Below are 18818 nucleotides of genomic sequence, written 5' to 3'. Positions count from 1 at the left end.
GCGCGCCGCAATCACCCTCACCGGCGAACGTCTGGCGGCACCATCCCGGGGGTTCCCGCAGCGATGACCGCGCGATTGCGTTCGGCCACAACGGCAATCGGCATCTTGACCTGCCAGCGGTCATAGCTCAAGAAGCCGTTGACCTCGTTCTCGACATCGGTGGTCTGGGTGTAGATAGCCCCGGACAGACCTGTCCTGCGGACGATGTCTTCCAATCGCCGGCTGACCTGGACATACCGCTCGGTGAGTCGCGCCGGGCTGTCAGCCATTTCGTAGGCTTCCGGTCGCCCCGGCCAGCGGTTCTGGTCGAGCACCAGTCCAAGCCCACCGTATTCGCCGTCGACGCGCACCCGATTGTCCACCGGGACTGGACCTTTCGAATGCGCCTTCATCAGGTCGTCGTGGATCTGAGGTTCGCCCGGTCCGACATAGGTGTGATCGTCGTAGACGTCGCCGGCCAGGGTGTCACCACGCGACTTGCAGCAGTTCACTCCGCTGTTGGCGTCCACCATCCGAGTGGGATCCGCGGCCTTCGTGACGCCGGCGATCCGGGCGGTGTCGAATTCTCCCCAGCCCTCGTTGAACGGCACCCAGCCGACGATCGACGTCACGCTGCGCAGCTGGTCGATCATTGCCAGCAGCTCTTTTTCGAAGTTGGCCTTCGCGGCGGCCGAGGGCTCCGGGGCCGGGCCCACCGGAACGTCCAGCGACACATCCAGCGACGGCATGTCCTGCCAGACCATCAGGCCCAGTTTGTCCGCCCAGTAGTACCAGCGCGCGGGTTCCACCTTGCCGTGCTTGCGCACGAAGTTCATGCCCAGATCCTTGATCCGCAGCAGGTCCGACTTGAGCGCGTCGTCGGTGGGCGCGGTGTAGATGCCGTCCGGCCAGTACCCCTGGTCGAGCGGGCCGTGCAGGAACGTGATCCTGTTGTTCAACGCGATTCGCGGCCGCCCCTGCGAATCGGGCATCGTCCCGATCGTCCGCAGACCGGCGTAGCTGGCGACCGCGTCGACAACCTTGCCCGACGGATCCACCAGCGCCACCTTCAGGTCGTACAGGTACGGATCGTCGGGTGTCCACAGGTGCGGTTCGGGCACCGGAAGGCGAATGGTGTCACCGGCTCCGGCGGAACCGACCGCCACCACCCGGCCACCGTCGGGCTTGACGACGAACACCACAGCGCGTTGGCCCTTCGTCCCGGCGATGCGGGGGGTGACGGTCATACCGGTCAGACTTGTGCTGATGTCCACCTTGTTGATGTAGGTGGCGTGGACCGGCTCCATCCAGACCGTCTGCCAGATCCCGGAGGCACCGGTGTAGAACAGCCCCTTCGGTCGATTGCGTTGCTTACCGATCGGAAAGGGATTGGCGTCGTTGCGGTCCTGGACGCGGACGGTGATCTCCTGGGGACCCGGCCACTGCAGCGCCCGGGTGATGTCGACGGTGAATTCGGTGTAGCCGCCTTCGTGTCGGGCCACCTCGTGGTTGTTCACCCAGACCGTCGCGATCTGATCGACCGCACCGAAATGCAGCAGCACGTGCTGCCCCACCCAGTTGCTCGGCAGCTTGACCACCTTGCGGTACCACATCTCGTCGTCGTGACGCTGGATGCCGGACAGGGCCGACTCGACCGGGTACGGGACGAGGATCTGTTCGCGGTAGGCGCTCGGCGCGGGCGGTGCGGGCAACACCGTTCCCGCTGACCGACCCATGTAACCCCACACACCGTTGAGGTTCATCCAGGACGCCCGTGTCATCTGCGGACGGGGGTAGTCGGGCAGCGCGTTCTCCGGCCCGACCAGTTTGGTCCACGGAGTGGGCAGCAACGCAGCCTTGGGATGCCACATCACGACCGCGTTCGCCGGCGGGTGTCCGAACATCGTGAGGAGCAGCAGGGTCAACGCCACCACGACGCCACGGCCGGCCCACACCCGCCCGCGGGCTGCCAGCGCTTGCCCATCGGTGACGATTGTTCCCCCCGAGCTCGAGACGACCACGGCGCGCGCCCCCGCGCACGGCCGCTTGTACACAGCAAACAGCACGATTCGGTCCTGACATGGATCCAGCGGCGCCGCGCGACAGTGCCGCGAAACGGACCGGAAGATGCGATTGCCTGAGGAACTTTATCCCGCCACCAGCGAGGTAGCCACTGTCTAAGAGGGTGTTTCGCCCAGCAATGTTCGAAGCCTCGGGCCGGCCGGACAGTATGCAGGGCGTTGCGGAACCGCGACCGCGACGGCCTTGGCCTTTGCCCGCCAGGATGTGGACATTCACAACTTCCAGCAAACGCGCCATGATGCGGCGAGCCGGGGCGCGGCCCAGTGTGGCACCATCTGGAACGTGGTGTCCCGGACTGTCAGCGGCGCAACGATCCCGGTGATCGCGCTCACCGGTCATCTGGGTGCGGGTAAGACGACGCTGCTCAATCACGTGTTGCGCACCCCGCAGGCTCGGATCGGGGTGGTAATCAACGACTTCGGCGAGATCAACGTCGACGCCGGCTTGATCAGCGGGCAGATCGACGAGCCCGCCTCGATCGCCGGCGGGTGCATCTGCTGCCTCCCCGACGACGGACAGTTGGACGCCGCGCTGGCCCGGCTCGCGGATCCCAAGCTGCGCTTGGACGCCATCATCGTGGAGGCCAGCGGGCTGGCCGATCCCGCGGCACTGGCCCGCATCATCGGCTTCAGCGAGATCGGTGGAGTTCGCGACGGTGGCGTCGTCGATGTGGTCGATGCCGTACAGCACTTCAAGACCGTCGACCGCGGCGGCGTGGCCCCCGCCCGGTACGGCGCGGCAACACTGGTGGTGGTCAACAAGCTCGATCAGGTTCCGGCGGAGGACCACGATGCCGTTCTGGCGCGGGTCGAAGCCCGGGTACGCGAACGCAATTCACGTGCCCACGTCATCGGGGCCACGAACGGACGCATCGACCCGGCCCTGCTGTACGACGTCGCCGCGGCCACCGACGAGACCGGCCAGTTGTCCTTTCGCGATGCGCTGTTCGAAGACACGGTGGGTGAGCACGACCATGTGCACGCCGAATCGGTGACGGTGACGGCCACCGAGCCGATCGACCCGGGGCGGCTGCTCGAACTGCTCGAATTCCCACCCTCCGGGGTGTACCGGATGAAAGGCCGGCTGGCGGTGCGACATCGCACCGCCGTGCAGGGCTTTGTGGTCAACGTCGTCGGGCCCGCTGTGCACATCGCCCGAAGCGCCGTCGCGCCAGGAACGGACAACCACCTCGTGGCCATCGGAACCCACTTCGACACCGCGACCGTCCGGACCCGGATGACCGATGCGCTGCGGCCTGCCGACGGGCCTGCGTCGACCACCGTCCAGCGGCGCTGGCAGCGCTACCTCACCAAGTCCTGACCGCTCACAGATCGACGACGACGTCCTCGGCCGGTACGGCGATGCACAGCAATACGTTTCCTTCGGCCGGCGGTTCCAGCGGGTCGAGCGCGTAGCGGACCCGGCCGGCCAGAAGCGCCGTCTCGCAGGTGTGGCAGACGCCGGTGCGGCACGACCACTGGGTGGGCACGTCGCAGGCTTCGGCGAACTCGAGCAGGCTGGTGTCGGTGGGCCGCCACGGAGTGGAGAGCGCGCTTCGCGCGAATTGCACGCTGGGGCCAGGACCGGGCGGACCCTCCGGTTGGTGTGGGGGGCGGGCGGTGGCCGCCGCGATGCCGGGCGTGATCGCCGTGTGTGCACCGAACCGCTCGGAGTGGATGTTGTGGGCGTCGACACCCAACACGAGGAGGGCCTCGGTCACGGTGTCCATGAACGGCTCCGGGCCGCAGACGAACACCTGTGCCTGCGTCGGCAGGCCCAGCGCGCTCAACGCCTGCGCGGTCAGCCGGCCCTGCTCATCGAACTCGACACCGGGGCGGTCATCAGCGCCCGGGCTGCTGAAGAAGATCCGAGACTGGCTGTGCGGCAGTCGATTCAGTAGCTCGCGAACCTCCGCGGCGAACGGCAGTTCGGTGCCGTCACGCGCGCCGTGCAGCCACCAGATGGGGCGTTCGGAGCCGCTCTCGGCCAGCGCATGCAGCATCGACAAGACCGGTGTCACCCCGACACCGGCCGAAATCAGGACCACCGGTTGCGGGCTGTCGTCGAGGAAGAAACTCCCCCGCGGCGCCGCCACCTCGATGAGGTCGTCGACCGTCACATGATCGTGGATGTACGCGCTGACGGTGCCCATCGCTTCCCGCTTGACGCCGATGCGGTATTCCGGCATGCCCGGCTCATTGCACAACGAGTAGTTGCGGACGAGCGATGGCCCATCGGGGCCGACCGCCACCCGCAGCACGATCGATTGGCCGGCAAGCCATGTCGGCAACGGCTCGCCCGTGGGGTCGGCCAGCGACACAGAACGGACATGTCGGCTCTCGTCGCGCACCGCGGTCACCTTCAGCGAGCGGAAGCCGGGCCAGGCCGGCGGTGGTGGCGCCACTCCGGTCAGGCCCGTGTTGCCGGTTGCCGAATCTTGCTCCAACAGGCTTTGCAGCGAAGCTCTCCATCCCGGGCTCAACGCCGGGATCGCGACAGCGCGCTCCAGGGCGTCGCCGGGATGCCCGGGAAGGTAGAGCAGAGCGTCGATCTCGGCGACACTCACCTGTTGCGGACCGTCGGCGACCTTGACCACCTCCTGGCCCGCCGCGAGTTCACCTTCGGCCAGCACCCGGCAATAGAACCCGGGCCGGTGATGCGACACCAGCAGCGCGGCCATTCGCGGTTCGCCGAGCCGCATCCCGACGCGATAACAGGTGACCCGGGGTTGGGTCACCTCCAGGACGACATCGCCGATCTGGTACCGGTCACCGATGCACACCTCGTCGTCGGGAAGCCCGTCGATGGTCAGGTTCTCTCCGAACACACCCGGGCCCAAGTCGTCTCGACCGAGTTCGTTGGCCCAATACTCATAGGAGGCAACCTGATACACCAGCACAGCACGGTTCTCGCCGCCGTGGCCGCCGAGATCACCCTGGCCGTCACCGTCGATATTGAGCCGGCGCACCATCCGCGGACCAGACACCGGGGCCTTCCAGGCGCCGGTGTACACCGTGCGCCCGTTCCACTGCACGTCCTTGGGGAGTCCCACATTGACCGAAACCAGTGTCGCCATCGGTGCTCACCCCTTCTGGTCGTCGAGTTGGGCACGCAGCCGGTCGTTTTCAGCCTGCAGCTCCGCCAGCTTGGCGCGCAGGGGTTCCAGAGCGGGTTCGAGCTCAGCCGCGCTGAAGCGTGGAGTGATGTGCTGCTGGCAGTTCCAGTCGTAGGCCTCGACATCGACCAGGACGGCCCGCTCGACCACCGAGTCGTCGGTCTCGTCGGTCAGCATCTTCAGCAACGCAGGGTCTTGGTCTGCGGTCACGATGCGCGCGTGCCCGAAGATCTTCAGCCTGCGCTGGTGGGCGTAGTCGAGGACGATGATCGCCACCCGGTCGTCACCGGCCATGTTGCCGGTGCTGATGTATTGCAGGTTTCCCCGGAAGTCGGCCCAGCCGATGGTGTGGTCGTCGAGGACGTGGATGAATCCCGGGTTGCCGCCGCGGAACTGCACGTAGGGCCACCCGGTCTCCGACACCGAAGCCAGATAGAAGCCGTCCCGTTCGCTCAGGTAGTCCTTCTCGTCCTCGGTGAGCGAGTCGCGGCCCGGGGTGGCCTTACCGGCGACGATCTTGCGGCCGTAGAACGCGTCGCTGCCGTGGTCGCTCTGCACGGCGCGGACATCGTCGGTGAAGGCGATCGACGCGTAATGCTTGCTCATGTCGGTGGCCGGGATTCCGTCACGTCGCGCCTTCCGTCGGAACCGCCATGGCTGACACCACGTCGGCGGTACTCAGCACAGCGTGCGCCAGAAACGCGTAATTGACCAGCGCCGCCTGATAGCCGTCACCCCTGGTCGGATGCCGGGGCCCCGCGGTGGCGTCGCGGACCACCGCCACCTCGAACCCCTGCTCCAGCAGATCCCGCAGATGGGATTCCACACAGATGTTGGCGAGCATGCCGCACAACACGACCTTGGTGATCCTGCGCTTGCGCAGTTGCAGAACCAGGTCGTTGGTCTGGGGTCCCCACACCTTGTGGGGGCTGGCCACGATCGTCGAGGCGTCTTCGATGAACGGCTTGAACTCCTCGAGCCAGTCGGCGCCGGATCCGCTGAAGCCGTCCAGGGTCAGAGCACCGTGGCGGGCGAACGTGCCGGTGCTGAGTTCGTCGGACTCCAGCGGTCCGTTGAAAAGCCAGTTGTGGTCGGTGGGATAAAAGTAGTGCGGCGAAATGACCACCGGATAGCCGGCCGCCTTGGCAGCGGCGAACAGCTCGACCAGGTTTCGCACGGTGTTGTTCTCCGTCACCGACGCCGCCAAAACCGCCCAGTTCTTACCCGTCGGGCTCAGCACGTCGTTCTGCGGGTCGATGACGACGACGGCGGTATCGCTGGAGTCAATATCCATGCGGTGAGTGTGCCACCACCGACTGGACACGTTGTGAAACGTCGCTGAACGCGGTGCGAGCAGATCTACGATGCGTGACACGTCACATTTTCCAGGCAGGAGCACCACGGGTGGCCGCACGCCGTAAGAACTATCCGCTCAACGCTTCCCAGCAGCGGACCTGGCTCAACTACATGCGGGTGTATCACCGGCTCGAATACGAGATGAACCGGCAACTGCTGGCCGACTGCGGCTTGTCGCTCAGCGACTACACGGTGCTGAACGCATTGTCGCAGGCGCCGGGCCGGCGGACCCAACTCACCGCGCTGGCGACCACGATCGGCTGGGAACGCAGCAGGCTGTCCCACCACCTTCAACGGATGGCCGGGCGCGGACTGGTCGACCGCGTGCGATCGGACACCGACGGCCGTTCCACCGACGTGCTGCTCAGCGACGCCGGCTGGGACACGCTGCGGTCGGCGGCGCCGCTGCACGCCGAGTGGGTTCGCACGTTGTTCTTCTCCGACCTCGACGCCCGCCAGGACGAGCAATTGGCCGACATCCTGGCGGTGGTCTACAACAGCATCCTGCGCGAGGGAACCTTGCCGAGCCCGGATCAGACCTGAACCGACCCGCCGTCGACAAAGATCTCGGATCCGGTCATGAAACTGCTCGCGTCAGAGGCGAGAAACGCCACCACAGAGCCGATTTCGTCGGGTTCGCCGACGCGGCCCATCGGCACTGTCGCAGCCTCGCCGTCGAGCAGGGCCTGGTGCTGACCGTCGGGTGCCAGTCCCTTGAGTCCCGGTGTCTCGACGGGCCCGGGGACCACGGTGTTGACCCGAATCTTGCGGCCGACCAACTCCGCCGCCCAGGTCCGGCCCAGTGAGCGGATGGCGGCCTTGGATGCGGCGTAGGCACCGAATGCGGGCACTCCGCGGCTGGCAGCCGTCGATCCGGTGAGCACGATCGAGGCACCCTCGTTGAGAAGGGGCAGCATCTTCTGCACGGTGAAGACCGTGCCGCCGACGTTGCGGGTGAAGGTGTCGGCCAGGTGTTCGGGTGTCTCATCCTCCAGAGTCGCGAACTCGCCGCCGCCCGCGTTGGCGAAGATGACGTCCACGCCGCCGCCGCGCTGCCGGATCACGTCGGCGAGACGATCGAGGGCGGCGATATCGGTGACATCGGCCGCGACTCCGGTCGCGCCGTCACCGATCGAGGCTGCTGCCGCGTCGGCCCGCTCCTGGGTCCGTCCGGTCAGGAAGACGTGCGCACCTTCGCTTGCGAGGCGTTGCGCGGTCGCCAGACCGATGCCGGAAGTGCCGCCGGTGACCAGGGCTGTCTTGCCACTGAGTTGACCCATGATTGCTCCTCGATGTGTGGGACCTATGGTCAGAAGAACTACGTGATATGTCACGTTATTCCATCGTGTACCCCGGCGCGATGGTCCGAGCCGAACCACTCGCCGGGCAATCACATGTCACGTTCGCACGATTGCCGATAGGTTTTGGACCATGGTCCCCGAATGGCATGTCGGACCGGTGGCGGTGCCGGTGCACAGTCTGTTCGTCGGACTCGGGGTGGTGACGGCCATGGCCGTGTTCATGGTCGAGGCGCGACGGCGGGGGGCCGTCAACGACCAGTCGCTCGTTGCGGTCGCCGGGGCGCTGGTCGGCGGCGCGATCGGAATGCGCCTCTCCGGCTGGGCACGTCACCTGGATTTCGCAGCCAATCCCACTGTGGCGCGCGCCTGGGAGTACGGCTCCAAGAGCATTCTCGGCGGCCTGCTCGGAGCGTATGTCGGGGTGCTGATCGCCAAACGCCTCGGCGGGTATCGCGGCAAGACCGGCGATCTGTTCGCACCGGCGGTCGCGCTCGGGATGGCCGTCGGCCGGATCGGGTGCCACCTCACCGAGGCCCCGGGCCGACCCACTTCCCTGCCCTGGGGTGTGCACGCCGCCGCGACCACACCCGAGTGTCCCGGGTGCCTGACCGGCCAGGCGATGCACCCGTCGTTCGTGTACGAGATCGCCTTCCAGCTGGCTGCTTTCGCCGCGCTGATGTGGCTGCGGTCCCGCATCACCAGGCCGGGTGAATTGTTCGTCATCTATGTCGCGGCCTATGCCGTCTTCCGCTTCTTCATCGAGTTCACCCGCGCCAACCAGACCGTGTGGCTGGATCTGACTCGGCCGCAATGGTTTCTGCTTCCTTCGCTCGCCGTTGTCGGCGTTCGGATGTGGTATGGCTACCGCCGCGGCTACTATCGCTTCCCATCGCATCGGCAGGAGGTGCCCGCATGACGACTCCCCCACCGGGTGACGACGAGAAGGGTGACGGCGAGAAGGGTGACGGCGTCCCACCCCCACCACCGGATCAACCCCTGCCGCCTGCCTACCTACCGCAGCCACCGTGGTATCCGCCGCCCCAGGGATACCCGCCACCACCGGGGTACCGGCCGCCGGGTCAGTACGACTACCCGCCGCCTGCGCCGCCGCCGTGGCAGCCACACACCCCGCGCATCTCGGTCGGCATGGTGTTCCTCGGCGCGTTCTTGTACATGCCGCTGAACTTCGTCATCGGCTTCGCCGTACTGGCCATGTCCGACGGGCGTGGGCACAGCACAGTGGTCCTCGGCGCAGTGGTGTTGGCGCTCATCGCTTTCGGCGGGGGCGGTGTATTGCTGGCCACGGCGAAGGCCAACGGCAAGGGCCTCGGCCTCGGCCTGATGATCGGCTGGGCGGCACTGTCCGTCGTCTCCGTCGGATTCTGTACCGGCCTCAACCCCGAGCTGTACACGTGACCGCCGGGATGGGTTTGCGCGGCGACCGGTTGTTGCGTTACGTCACCGCCTTCTGCCCGTCCTGCCACGACGAGGCCCCCGAGAAGTCGCTGGCCGACGTCGCCCGCCTCAGTGGCCGGCTCGTGGAGCGCGACGAGCGGGTGTGGCTCGAGCGTGGTTGCCGGACACACGGTTTGGTGAGCACCCTCTACGACGAGGATGCGGAGATCTTGCGCTATCTGGAGGAGTGGACCGCGCCGACCAAGGCGCATACCCCCGATGTGGCCGGGAATTTCGATCCGATCCCGTCGGCGTATCTGCGCGGATTGCCGGAGATGCAGACCCAGCACACCTGCATCCTTCTCGAAGACATCGCGGAGACCTGCAATCTGCGCTGCCCCACCTGCTTCACCGGTTCCTCGCCGGACCTGCGCAACGTGGTTGCCGTCGCCGACGTGCTCGCCAACGTCGACCAGCGGCTGGCCCGCGAAAACGGGCGCCTCGACGTGCTGATGCTCTCCGGTGGCGAGCCGACGCTGCACCCGGCCATGCCCGAGCTGCTGGCCGAACTGACCTCTCGCCCGATCACCCGAATACTGATCAACAGCAACGGTGTTCGGATCGCGAACGACGACAGCCTGCTCGATCTCCTGACGGAGCACCGCGACCGGGTTGAGGTGTATCTGCAATACGACGGACTCACCGACGTAGCGCATCGCCATCACCGCGGTGGGGATCTGCGCGCGGTGAAACACACCGCACTGCAACGGTTGTCGCAGCGAGAGATCTTCACGACGCTGGTGATGACGGCCGCCCTCGGGGTGAACGACACCGAGATCGGAGATATGGTCGCACTGGCTCTGGCCACGCCCTACGTCGGTGGGATCAGCATCCAACCGCAGTTCGGGTCCGGCCGGTCCGGGCACATCGACCCGCTGGACCGGCTCACCCACACCGGGGTGCTCAAGCGACTCGGCCCGCAGACCAACGGTGCGGTGACCTGGCGCGACCTGACCGCGTTACCGTGCTCGCACCCGCACTGCTGCTCGGTCGGATATCTGATTCGCGACGACGCCGGCTCGTGGCGCTCGCTGGTCTCGCTTCTCGGCCACGACGGTCTCAAGGCCAGACTCGGGCTGGTGTCGAACCGGATCGCCGACAGCGAACTCCCCCAGCAGCTGCGCCTTGCGGTCAAGGAATCACTGCTCGGGCTGCTCTCGGAGCAGTCGTCGCTGTCGCACCCCGATATCGGGGAAGTGTGGCGAACCATTTGCGAGAGTTGCGATCTCGGCATCAGTACGCTGCTGACCATGGCGTCGTCGGCGCTGCCCGGGCGGCGCCGCAAGCTCCGCCGACTGCTGGGCGAACGGGTCGTCCGCATCACAGTCAAACCGTTCATGGACATGTCGACCATGATCGAGGAACGCCTGGTGCAGTGCTGCGTGCACGTCGGCACCAGCGCAGCTCAACATCAGTGCGCGCCGTTCTGCGCGGTGCAGGCATGGCCGGCCCTTGCCCGCCAGCGCTTGTCAATCGCAGCGGGTCAACAACTTCCGCTGCTCGCGGTCAGCCCGCGGGCTGGGGACTGACCGGTGTCGTCGTGGTCGAGACCGTGGTGGACGTCGTCACCGTGGTGGTCGGACTCACCGTCGTGGTCGTGGTCGGTGTGGTCGACGGCGTCGTGGTCGCGCTGGTCTCCGCCGGCGGAGCTTGAGTAGCCGTCGTCTCGGTGACGGTCGCCGTACTCGTCGTGACGGATGGGGAGGCGCTCGCGGTCGCGGGCGACAGGACCGCGCAGGCCACTCGGCCGCCGGCGTCACCGGTCGCCATCGTCTCGGCGTCGGGTCCGGGCACGCCGTCGTGGGTGTACCGCTGCGGGATGTTGGCGAAGTTGTCGGGACCCGCGTGAATGATCAACGCGCTGCCCTGCGGACCTTTGAGGTCGTCGAGGGTGAAGGCGTCGGTGGTGGCGACGAGTTTCCCGGAACCGTCTTTGCGCACCAACAGCGGTGTCAGGTCACCGCTCGCCGGGTGTTCGGTGCGGCCGCCGACCTGTAGGTGACCGCCGGCGGACAGGAAGTTGCCCGGCGCGCCACCGGACGGGGCGACCGAGTCGGGCTCGCACTTACCTATCGAGTGAATGTGCATGCCATGGCTTCCCGGGGACAGGGTGCTTCCGGCGACGGTTTCCACCGTCACGGTCGCGTACCCGTTCGCGAAGTCGATGGTCGCGTTGGCGACGGGCTTGCCGTCGGGAGACTTCAGCTCTGCTGTGATCGTCTGGGCACTGGAGCCCGACGTCGTCGTATCAGATGTTTGAGGACTGCCGTTCTGAGCGGAGTTGCAGCCTGCGAGGACGACCACGGGTGCCGCAATGAGCGCTGCGGCGGCGGTTGCACGATTCACCATCGCGGTCGGGTACCCGCTATCGCCCGTTTGTACCGCGTTTCGTAGCTATTGGGCGGCGGCGCGGGTTCGGGTTGCGTCTCGATGGATCAATTCGACCGAGTCACCGACGTCGATCGTGACAACTCCGTCAGACGCGACGAACGGAATCCGGAGCAGGCCGTGGAAGCTGTCGGTCTCGACGAAGGTGTGCGCACGGGCGAACAGGGGCTGCACATCGAAGACACGGACCCGCAGCTTCTCCCGGCTGAGTCTGCCCAGTTCCCGGCCTGATTCGGGATCGGTGATCATCGGCCCTGACGGGGAGTGCACGGCGAAGATCATGCCCGGTCTCACCCCGGCGTCGCTGCCACGGTTGATGACGAGCGTGTAATCGTCTTCGACGAGGGCGACCTGACCGGTGATCTCCGTCCCTGTCACGATGCCGCCAGTGAATTGCTTTCTGGCAGCGCAGAAGTCGACCCGGCACGGATCCGCGGCCGCAGGGCGTAGTCGTCCGCGCGCAGCGACAGGTCGACGTGACTCGGCGGGTCCTGATCTGTTCCCAGCGTGAGCTCGACCGCGGTCTTGGCCTGGAACAACGCGATGACCGCCTGCTGATGTTGTTCGGTGCCGAACGCGTTGATGGCCAGGGCCAGCTTCTTGTCGACGTACTCGACCGAACGCTGCAGGTCGGACTGCGTCGGCTCGGCCGGCGTGAGGTGCCCGGTCGCATCGATACCCAGTCCGCGATACCACCGGTGGCCGAGCGCACCGAGGACGGCGGCGCAGACCGGGATGATCACGACTGTGCAGACCAAGCCCGCAGTCGAGTGCAGCGTGATCGCGCCGACGATACCGAGCAGCATGCCGATGCCCGCGGCACCGAACAACTGCACGGCCGGGGGCACTCCTTCGATGACCCGCCAGATCTTCGTGACGGCGAGCGCGGTGTTGCGGGCAACCGCAGCGATGAAACGGGCAACGCTGGTCACGGCTTTGAGCGCCCCGCGACCGAGGTCGTCGGCCTGCTTACGGGTGATCGGCGACTTCGGCATCGACCATGTCCGCTGCTTGCGCGGCGACGCTTGAGTCGGCTCGGCTGGCGGCTCACCGGCCACGGCCTCTTGCTCGGCCTCGTGCTCGGCCTCGGCGATTGCCTCCGGTTGCGATGTCGGGCGCTCGACCGGCGGTTCCTGGTTAGTCACATTGGTATCAGCAGCCACATCCGTATCATCGCCTGGCGTGGGCGAAACGTGGCCCTGGCGCGCCGAGGCCCGGCTACCGAGTTTGGATCACTGACCGGCGATTACCCTGCTGCAGCTTTCGCCGGCGCCTTCGCCCGCGCACTGGATCCCTTGCCGGACCCGGCTGCCGCCGGGGTGCGCTTGGCGGTGGTGTGGCCGCGAGCTGCGACAGTACTTCCCTTGCTCGCCTTGACCTCGCGCTTCGTGGTCGCCTTGGGCGCGATCGGCGTCGTCGCGGCGGCGGTGGGCACGGACGCCAGGACGGACCTCGGCACCTCGTTGGCCGCCGCCAAACCGCTCGGCGCGGCCGCGCTCCTGGCGGTGGCGGCGGCGGTCGCGGGGGCTGTCCAGCCGATGGACTTCGCGATGGCGCGGGTGAACTCCATGAACGCCCCGATGGGCCCGACGGGAGAACCCGTCGCGAGCGGGACGTGGATGTGCAGCACGCCGAGCAGGTCGTTGTCGTAGGCGAAATCCAGCGCGTTGAAGATCGAGCCGCCCGGGCTGAGCAGACCGCCGAGCGCAATCCCGACTTTCACGCCGGCCGGGAAGCTCACTCCGATCGCCGGTCCGAACGTCGTCGCCAGTGCGGTGAGGTCGACGTGCTGGCCGCCGTTGAGGAACGCGTCGGTCATGGCCGCGGGGATGTTCGTCAGGGTGTTCAGCGCAGCCGCCACGTCAGGCGTCGGCGAGGTGAGCTCCGCCCGGATCGCATCCACACTCGACGACAACACGATGAGGGGACCGAGCACCGGACCGGCCATGCCGAGGATCAAGCCGCTCAGCGCAGTTGTCGAAAAGCCCAGCAACTGCCGCCCCGTCGGAGAGATGATGAGGTTCAACGCTTCTGGGACACCAGGCAACTGCAAGACCGCGGGCAGCAGTTGGTAGAAGGTTCCGTGGGTCGGGTCCAGAGTGCTCAGATCGGGAGCGGTCGGCGCGGCGATGGCGGCCTGGAGATGACTCTGGATCTGGTTGGCGACGGCGGCGAAGTCGGGCAGCTCTTTGAGGTAGGAGATCTGGTTGGCGACGATTTGCTGCAGTATCGGCGCCGGCGCCTGTCGCCAGGTGTCGAACAAGGCCTGCGCGTTCTGGCCGGCCCTGGTGAAGATGTCCGCCAAGTCGGTGCTGGCGGCCAGTTGGATCGCGGGCGCGGTGTGGATATCCAGTGCCGCCGGGCCCACCGGGCCTACCGGGCTGATTGCGATGGCGCCGGCTCCGACCACCGCCACCGTGGCGGCAACCAAGGGCCGAGGGACTGCATACATAGTGACTCCCCGTCGTCGTGTCACCCCTGACCCATGAGCAACCTACCCCAAGGCAGCGGCGGAGAAATCGAATTCGACAGGGATGGGCCGGGTTTGGACCGTTCGGCCGGTCTTGCGGCTCTCGGTGTTGCACCTTCCGGCAAATCACTCAGCGGCCGGTGAACGGGGATGTTCCCGCATCTCTGCCCGCGCGCGGCTCCCCCAGCGAACGAAAAAGTGACCTCGCTATCGCTGCCAGTCGCTGGAGCCGTCGACCCTGGTGTAGGTGCCGGTGGAGTTCTTCACGATGATGGGATCGCCGGCGCCGAAGTTGTCGTAGAACCAGCGGGCGTTCGCCGGGCTGATGTTGATGCACCCGTGGCTGACGTCGCGCTTTCCCTGATCGTCGACCGACCAGGGAGCACTGTGCACGAAATTGCCGCTGTCATCGAACCGCACGGCGAGCTCGACCGTCGTCTTGTAGCCGTATGTGGAATTGACCGGGACCCCATAAGTCGAGGAATCCATCACCACCGACGGCATCTTCTCTTGCACGTAGTAGGTGCCGTTGGCAGTTTGATGACCACCTGCCGCCATCCCCATCGACATCGGGATGGTCTTCTCCACCACCCCGTTACGAGTGACGGTCAGTTGATGGGTGGCATCGTCGGCGGTGGCGATCAGCGTGTCACCGGTGCGGAAGGTGGACACGGCACCGCCCGCGTCGACAGTCACCGCGGTGTGCGCAGGCCAGAAGCTGAGCGGGCGCCACCGCAACTGGGTGGGGGTCATCCAGTAGAACTTGCCGGGGACCGGCGGGTTCGATGAGACGTGGATGGCGTTCTCAGTGGCGCCGGCGTCGTCGACCAGTCCGGGAAAGTCGATGATGATCGGTTGAGCCACGCCCACCGTCGAGCCGTTCGCAGGCGCTATCTTCGGTGGCCCGAACGGTGCGACGCCGGTGAACGGCGTCGGGTCCTGACCCGCGGCCGTATCACCCGGATCTGCAAGCGCCGGTGCAGCATTCGCTATTACCAGCCCGGCCAACACCACAGCGGCGACCCGGGTGATCCTCGTCCAGCGCGACATCTGCGTTCTCCCATCACGTGCTCTGGGAGTCAGTGTCGCATGACGGACCAACGAGATCAGTCAGGCTGCGACATAATCCATCCCGAACGAGCGCCGTCGGCTGCGGGCGGCCAACCGGGACAGAAGCGCCCACGTCACACCGATCGTCGCCCACATCAATGCCTGGTTCAGCAACGAATACACCCGGAAATCGGCCAGCACCTGAGCCGGGAAGCCCTCGATCAGAATGCCGTCCGGTCCAGAGACCGGGCCGGGCACCTCGTGGAAGCCGGGCAGCACCGCGAACGTGGCCAGCATGACCACGCCATAGCCACCGGCCGCGAGCGCGGTCGCGGGCCAATTCCCCCACCGCCGCGACCACGCCAACCCGGCGGCGGTCGCCACGCACGCCGCGACCACCGAGACCACAGTGATGGTCAGGAAGGCTGAACTTCGCGCGCCGATGGTCTCTTCCAGACCGACGGTGGGCGGATTCGGCGGATACTTCAGGCCCGGCACCAACGTGATCGCCCCGAACATCCCCGCCGACAACAGCAACGCCAGGCCGGTGGGGTCGGCCGTGCCGCCGCGTCGTTCGATCGCAGAGCGAATCACGGTGTAGGCCACCACGAACAGCACGCCCATCGCGACGGCGAAGGCGACGATCCCGACCGCGGCACCGAAGTTCTCCTGCACCGAGCGGCTGAAGAGCTCGTGACCGTGTCCGTGAGCTTCGCCGGCGAGCTCGGCCTCGGCGTGTTCACGAGCGCCTTCGTAGTCCACCGCGGTGGAGATCAACGGCGAGATGAGCCACCGGCTGAACGCGAAGCAGACGATGCCGCCCATCACCCCGGGTACGAGATAGCGCACAGCTGCGGGCAATTCGGCGGTCAGTGGCACGGGAACCCCAGCAGGTGACGTGCGTCGTGCACGAACTCGTGGATATGGGTGTCCGAACCGAACACGGACACGGCACCTTGGTCATACCCGACGAAGTAATAGACGATCAGCGCCAGCAGCGTCAGCACGGCCAGCCGCAGTGGCGTGGCGAGACTGTTCGCGGCCGCACGCAGGTCGACTCGCGGCGCACCGAGGGTGGGATTTGCTTCGTTCATGGAATGGTCCTCGCAGTTCTAGTGGTCGTGGTCGTGGGCGATCGCGTGATCGTTGGCGTCGGTGAGCGGCGGCGCAGTGAGGAGCTCGTGGCGGTCGACAAGCTTCTCGAGCGTGGCAACCCAGTGGTCGTAGTACTCCCATTGCCCCCGTTCGGATTCGGGTAGCCCTTCCCACTCGCCGATCGTCGAGATCAGGGTCTCCTGGAACTCACTCCACGGGTAGTGCCGGAACTCCGAGAGCGCGAGCGCCAGCCCGAACGCGCGGCGCTGCCACTCATGGTCGAACTGCGGTGCGGCCTGATCGGTGGTGCAGGTGTCGTGCAGCTTCATGACGTCGGACCCGCCAATGCCACTCCGATCATCGACTCCGTGGTGACCAGATCCATCAACATCTCGTCGGTGAAATCCTCGGTACCCGAGGGCCGTTCGGGAATGACGAACCACCGGGAGTGGCCACTGGAGTCCCACACCTTGATCTCGGTGTCGGCCGGTAGCTCCAGGCCCACCTCGGCGAGCACCTTGCGCGGTTCGCGGGCGGCCCGCGACCGGAACGTCGGGTCCTTGTACCAATAGGGTGGCAGGCCGAGCACCGGCCACGGGAAGCACGAGCAGAGCGTGCAGATCACCAGGTTGTGCACACCGGCCGTATTGGCCACTGCCTGCAGGTGTTCGCCCTCGGCGCCGGCCATTCCTTCGGGCAGGTCCAGTTCCGCGACGGCCGCCGGGGTGTCGGCCACTACCTTGGCGGCGAAATCGGGATCAGTCCACGCCTTTACGACGATCTTCTTGCCGTTGAGCGGTGTCATCTCGGTCTCGAAGTACGCCAGCACCTTGTCCACGGTTTGCGGTGTGATGACGCCCTTCTCGATGAGCAGCGCCTCGAGTGCGGCCACCTGCTTGGCGCTGATCTCCTCGCGGTCGGGCGGGTAGGCGAACTGTCCGGTCATGCTTTCTCCTCGATCGGTGCCAAATAGGCTTCGAACAACTCGGCGTAGAGCTTCAGTGGGCCGCCCTCGGCGCGCGCGCCCCAAATCTCGGCCGGATCGAATTCGACGATGTAGATCGGCATCGGGTCGCCGATGCCGTCGCCGGTGTGGGTGAAATAGCCGTAGTCACCCTCGAATACGCGTTCCACGGTGCCGACGCGTTCACGCAGATAACCCGGCAACCGGCTATGTGCGTCAGCGGGGACATTGGTGATGCGCACCTGCGAACCGACCGCGAACTTCGGGTGCGCGACGTCACGGCGCGGGCTGTCCCCGAGGCGCAGGTAGGCGATCACCTGGTCGTCGATCGCCGGAAGGTTCTCGGCGTCGGCGCCCGGGCCCGCCTCGGCCATCCGGTCGGCGAGTTCCTCCTCGGTCACATAACCCTTGTCGATGAAGAACTGGGTGATGCCGCCCAGCCACTTCTCGTAATAGCGAAACTTGAAGTAGTCGAACGGGTTCATCGCCTCGGCGCCGGTGCGCAGGTCGGCCCACGTCCACTCGTCTTTGAAGGCGGTGGGCACTTCGTCGATGGGATATGCCGGCAGCGCGGCACCAAGATGATTCGACAAGCCCATCATCGCCACGTGGATGCCGAAGATGCGCTTCTCCCACTCTTCGACGAAGATCCGCTTCTCCAAAGTCAACGGCTCTGGCAGGCCTTCGAGGCCGCCGAGATAGTGCTGCAGTTTCATCAGGCCGGGCTTCCTTCCGTGTGCGGGGGTGCGGTGTCTGCGACCGTCTTCTTCGTCATGGCGGTGGCCAGGTATTCGGAAAGCAGGCCAAAGGACGCTCCGAGGACGCACGCCACCGCGGCCACGAGTCCGGGGTGCGAGATGGTGGTGACGGTGACGTCGCTGCCTCGTCCGGCGACCGTCGACACCGTGGAGGCGAATCCGACGACGACGGCGGGCGTGGTGGCCAACAGCGGCACCCAGGACGCCTGCACCATGACAGCGCTACCGACACCCACGGCGATGGCGGTCACCAGCAGACTGCCGCCCATCAGGTAGGCGGCGTACAGGCTGGCCGAGGCGATGACCACGCCGACGATGTTCGACGCGACCGACCGGACCCAGCCCGCGACACCGCCACCGACGAAGAAGAACGAAGCCCACGCCAAGAACACCACCCAGATCGGCACAGTGATGACTTCGGCAGTGAACGCGACTGCCACGCCGCCGAGCACGCCGATGCTCAGCGTCAGGGCTGTCCGAGAATCCATGGCCCACCTTCTTCGAGGGGTTGATGACTCGCTTCGGCGCCGGAGCGGAGTACGGTGAAATCAGCCTCAGCCCAGGGGGTTTCAGTGGTGTTACGGCTCGGTTGCTCCGCCCGTCAGCTCCGGACACGAAACGCGCAGTTCCGGACTTCGCGGCGCCGGGTCACTGTTCGCGTTGCCGTCGCGCCGCGGTGCCGATACGTTGACCTCACCTCGGATGGGGTCACGAGAGGACAGCACCGGGTGTCAGACGAGCACAGTTCACAGCGGCCCACCGCCGCAGGGCGTCGACCCGCGAACGCGCAGGGATCACCGGCGCC

General features: G+C 66.5%; 21 protein-coding genes. 5 read left to right on the top strand and 16 right to left on the bottom strand.

The window, feature by feature from the left end; genetic code table 11:
- Nucleotides 1-17 precede the first annotated feature (17 nt).
- Nucleotides 18-1883, bottom strand: coding sequence for a glycoside hydrolase family 2 protein (locus AB4879_RS22935; RefSeq protein ID WP_370509555.1), 1866 nt, complete (start codon nt 1881-1883; stop codon nt 18-20).
- A 460-nt stretch (nt 1884-2343) separates the two neighbouring features.
- Here AB4879_RS22935 and AB4879_RS22930 point away from each other — a divergent pair, with 460 nt between their 5' ends.
- The gene (locus AB4879_RS22930) at nt 2344-3381 is read left to right on the top strand and encodes a GTP-binding protein (protein ID WP_370509401.1); all 1038 of its coding nucleotides are present in this window, start codon (nt 2344-2346) and stop codon (nt 3379-3381) included.
- 4 nt (nt 3382-3385) lie between these two features.
- Here AB4879_RS22930 and AB4879_RS22925 read toward each other — a convergent pair whose 3' ends face one another.
- From AB4879_RS22925 to AB4879_RS22915, 3 genes are read right to left on the bottom strand one after another with little or no spacing between them, the layout of a single operon-like run.
- On the bottom strand, nt 3386-5137 hold the full coding sequence (locus AB4879_RS22925) for an MOSC domain-containing protein (RefSeq protein WP_370509400.1): 1752 nt from the start codon (nt 5135-5137) through the stop codon (nt 3386-3388).
- A 6-nt stretch (nt 5138-5143) separates the two neighbouring features.
- Nucleotides 5144-5782 carry a pyridoxamine 5'-phosphate oxidase family protein gene (locus AB4879_RS22920; protein WP_370509399.1) on the bottom strand — a complete coding sequence of 213 codons (639 nt, stop codon included), beginning with the start codon at nt 5780-5782 and terminating at the stop codon, nt 5144-5146.
- A 19-nt stretch (nt 5783-5801) separates the two neighbouring features.
- Nucleotides 5802-6470, bottom strand: a complete 669-nt coding sequence (locus AB4879_RS22915) for a cysteine hydrolase (protein ID WP_370509398.1) — start codon at nt 6468-6470, stop codon at nt 5802-5804.
- 110 nt (nt 6471-6580) lie between these two features.
- Here AB4879_RS22915 and AB4879_RS22910 point away from each other — a divergent pair, with 110 nt between their 5' ends.
- The gene (locus AB4879_RS22910) at nt 6581-7075 is read left to right on the top strand and encodes a MarR family winged helix-turn-helix transcriptional regulator (RefSeq protein WP_233209431.1); all 495 of its coding nucleotides are present in this window, start codon (nt 6581-6583) and stop codon (nt 7073-7075) included.
- On the opposite strand, the gene AB4879_RS22905 is transcribed toward AB4879_RS22910, so the two are convergent.
- The gene (locus AB4879_RS22905; protein WP_370509397.1) at nt 7066-7812 is read right to left on the bottom strand and encodes an SDR family NAD(P)-dependent oxidoreductase; all 747 of its coding nucleotides are present in this window, start codon (nt 7810-7812) and stop codon (nt 7066-7068) included. The genes AB4879_RS22910 and AB4879_RS22905 overlap by 10 nt on opposite strands.
- Nucleotides 7813-7963: 151 nt before the next feature.
- Between AB4879_RS22905 and AB4879_RS22900 the strand changes: the two genes are divergently transcribed.
- From AB4879_RS22900 to AB4879_RS22890, 3 genes are read left to right on the top strand one after another with little or no spacing between them, the layout of a single operon-like run.
- Nucleotides 7964-8749, top strand: a complete 786-nt coding sequence (locus AB4879_RS22900) for a prolipoprotein diacylglyceryl transferase (RefSeq protein ID WP_370509396.1) — start codon at nt 7964-7966, stop codon at nt 8747-8749.
- Nucleotides 8746-9249: a hypothetical protein gene (locus AB4879_RS22895; RefSeq protein WP_233209432.1), complete on the top strand. Its 504-nt coding sequence runs from the start codon at nt 8746-8748 to the stop codon at nt 9247-9249. Before AB4879_RS22900 ends, AB4879_RS22895 begins: the two co-directional genes overlap by 4 nt.
- Before the next feature lie 8 nt (nt 9250-9257).
- Nucleotides 9258-10817, top strand: a complete 1560-nt coding sequence (locus tag AB4879_RS22890) for a radical SAM protein (RefSeq protein WP_370509554.1) — start codon at nt 9258-9260, stop codon at nt 10815-10817.
- Here AB4879_RS22890 and AB4879_RS22885 read toward each other — a convergent pair.
- The 11 genes from AB4879_RS22885 to AB4879_RS22835 form a co-directional block, all read right to left on the bottom strand.
- On the bottom strand, nt 10795-11637 hold the full coding sequence (locus AB4879_RS22885; protein ID WP_370509395.1) for a superoxide dismutase family protein: 843 nt from the start codon (nt 11635-11637) through the stop codon (nt 10795-10797). The genes AB4879_RS22890 and AB4879_RS22885 overlap by 23 nt on opposite strands.
- A gap of 45 nt (nt 11638-11682) precedes the next feature.
- Nucleotides 11683-12054, bottom strand: a complete 372-nt coding sequence (locus tag AB4879_RS22880; protein WP_370509394.1) for a hypothetical protein — start codon at nt 12052-12054, stop codon at nt 11683-11685.
- Entirely contained in the window at nt 12051-12821 is a 771-nt protein-coding gene (locus AB4879_RS22875) for a hypothetical protein (protein ID WP_370509393.1), read from the bottom strand. The genes AB4879_RS22880 and AB4879_RS22875 overlap by 4 nt, the downstream gene beginning before the upstream one ends.
- A gap of 101 nt (nt 12822-12922) precedes the next feature.
- A complete protein-coding gene (locus tag AB4879_RS22870) occupies nt 12923-14128 on the bottom strand; it encodes a hypothetical protein (RefSeq protein ID WP_370509392.1) in 1206 nt (401 codons plus the stop codon).
- A gap of 225 nt (nt 14129-14353) precedes the next feature.
- A complete protein-coding gene (locus AB4879_RS22865; protein WP_370509391.1) occupies nt 14354-15196 on the bottom strand; it encodes an Ig-like domain-containing protein in 843 nt (280 codons plus the stop codon).
- A 60-nt stretch (nt 15197-15256) separates the two neighbouring features.
- Complete coding sequence (locus tag AB4879_RS22860; protein WP_370509390.1) at nt 15257-16075, bottom strand: CbtA family protein; 819 nt, start codon at nt 16073-16075, stop codon at nt 15257-15259.
- Nucleotides 16066-16290 (bottom strand): CbtB domain-containing protein, encoded by a 225-nt coding sequence (locus AB4879_RS22855; protein WP_036343583.1) that lies wholly within the window; start codon nt 16288-16290, stop codon nt 16066-16068. Before AB4879_RS22855 ends, AB4879_RS22860 begins: the two co-directional genes overlap by 10 nt.
- An 18-nt stretch (nt 16291-16308) precedes the next feature.
- A complete protein-coding gene (locus AB4879_RS22850) occupies nt 16309-16620 on the bottom strand; it encodes a nitrile hydratase accessory protein (RefSeq protein ID WP_102808897.1) in 312 nt (103 codons plus the stop codon).
- Entirely contained in the window at nt 16617-17237 is a 621-nt protein-coding gene (gene nthA / locus AB4879_RS22845; RefSeq protein ID WP_370509389.1) for a nitrile hydratase subunit alpha, read from the bottom strand. The genes AB4879_RS22850 and nthA overlap by 4 nt, the downstream gene beginning before the upstream one ends.
- A complete protein-coding gene (nthB, locus tag AB4879_RS22840) occupies nt 17234-17971 on the bottom strand; it encodes a nitrile hydratase subunit beta (protein WP_370509388.1) in 738 nt (245 codons plus the stop codon). The genes nthA and nthB overlap by 4 nt, the downstream gene beginning before the upstream one ends.
- The gene (locus AB4879_RS22835; RefSeq protein WP_370509387.1) at nt 17971-18501 is read right to left on the bottom strand and encodes a DUF1097 domain-containing protein; all 531 of its coding nucleotides are present in this window, start codon (nt 18499-18501) and stop codon (nt 17971-17973) included. Before AB4879_RS22835 ends, nthB begins: the two co-directional genes overlap by 1 nt.
- Between the last annotated feature and the right edge of the window lie 317 nt (nt 18502-18818).

It is taken from the genome of Mycobacterium sp. SA01 (assembly GCF_041287105.1).
Taxonomy (GTDB): Bacteria; Actinomycetota; Actinomycetes; order Mycobacteriales; family Mycobacteriaceae; genus Mycobacterium.
The sequence above is the reverse complement of the archived record's forward strand: the minus strand, read 5'-3'. Positions and strand labels throughout refer to the sequence as shown.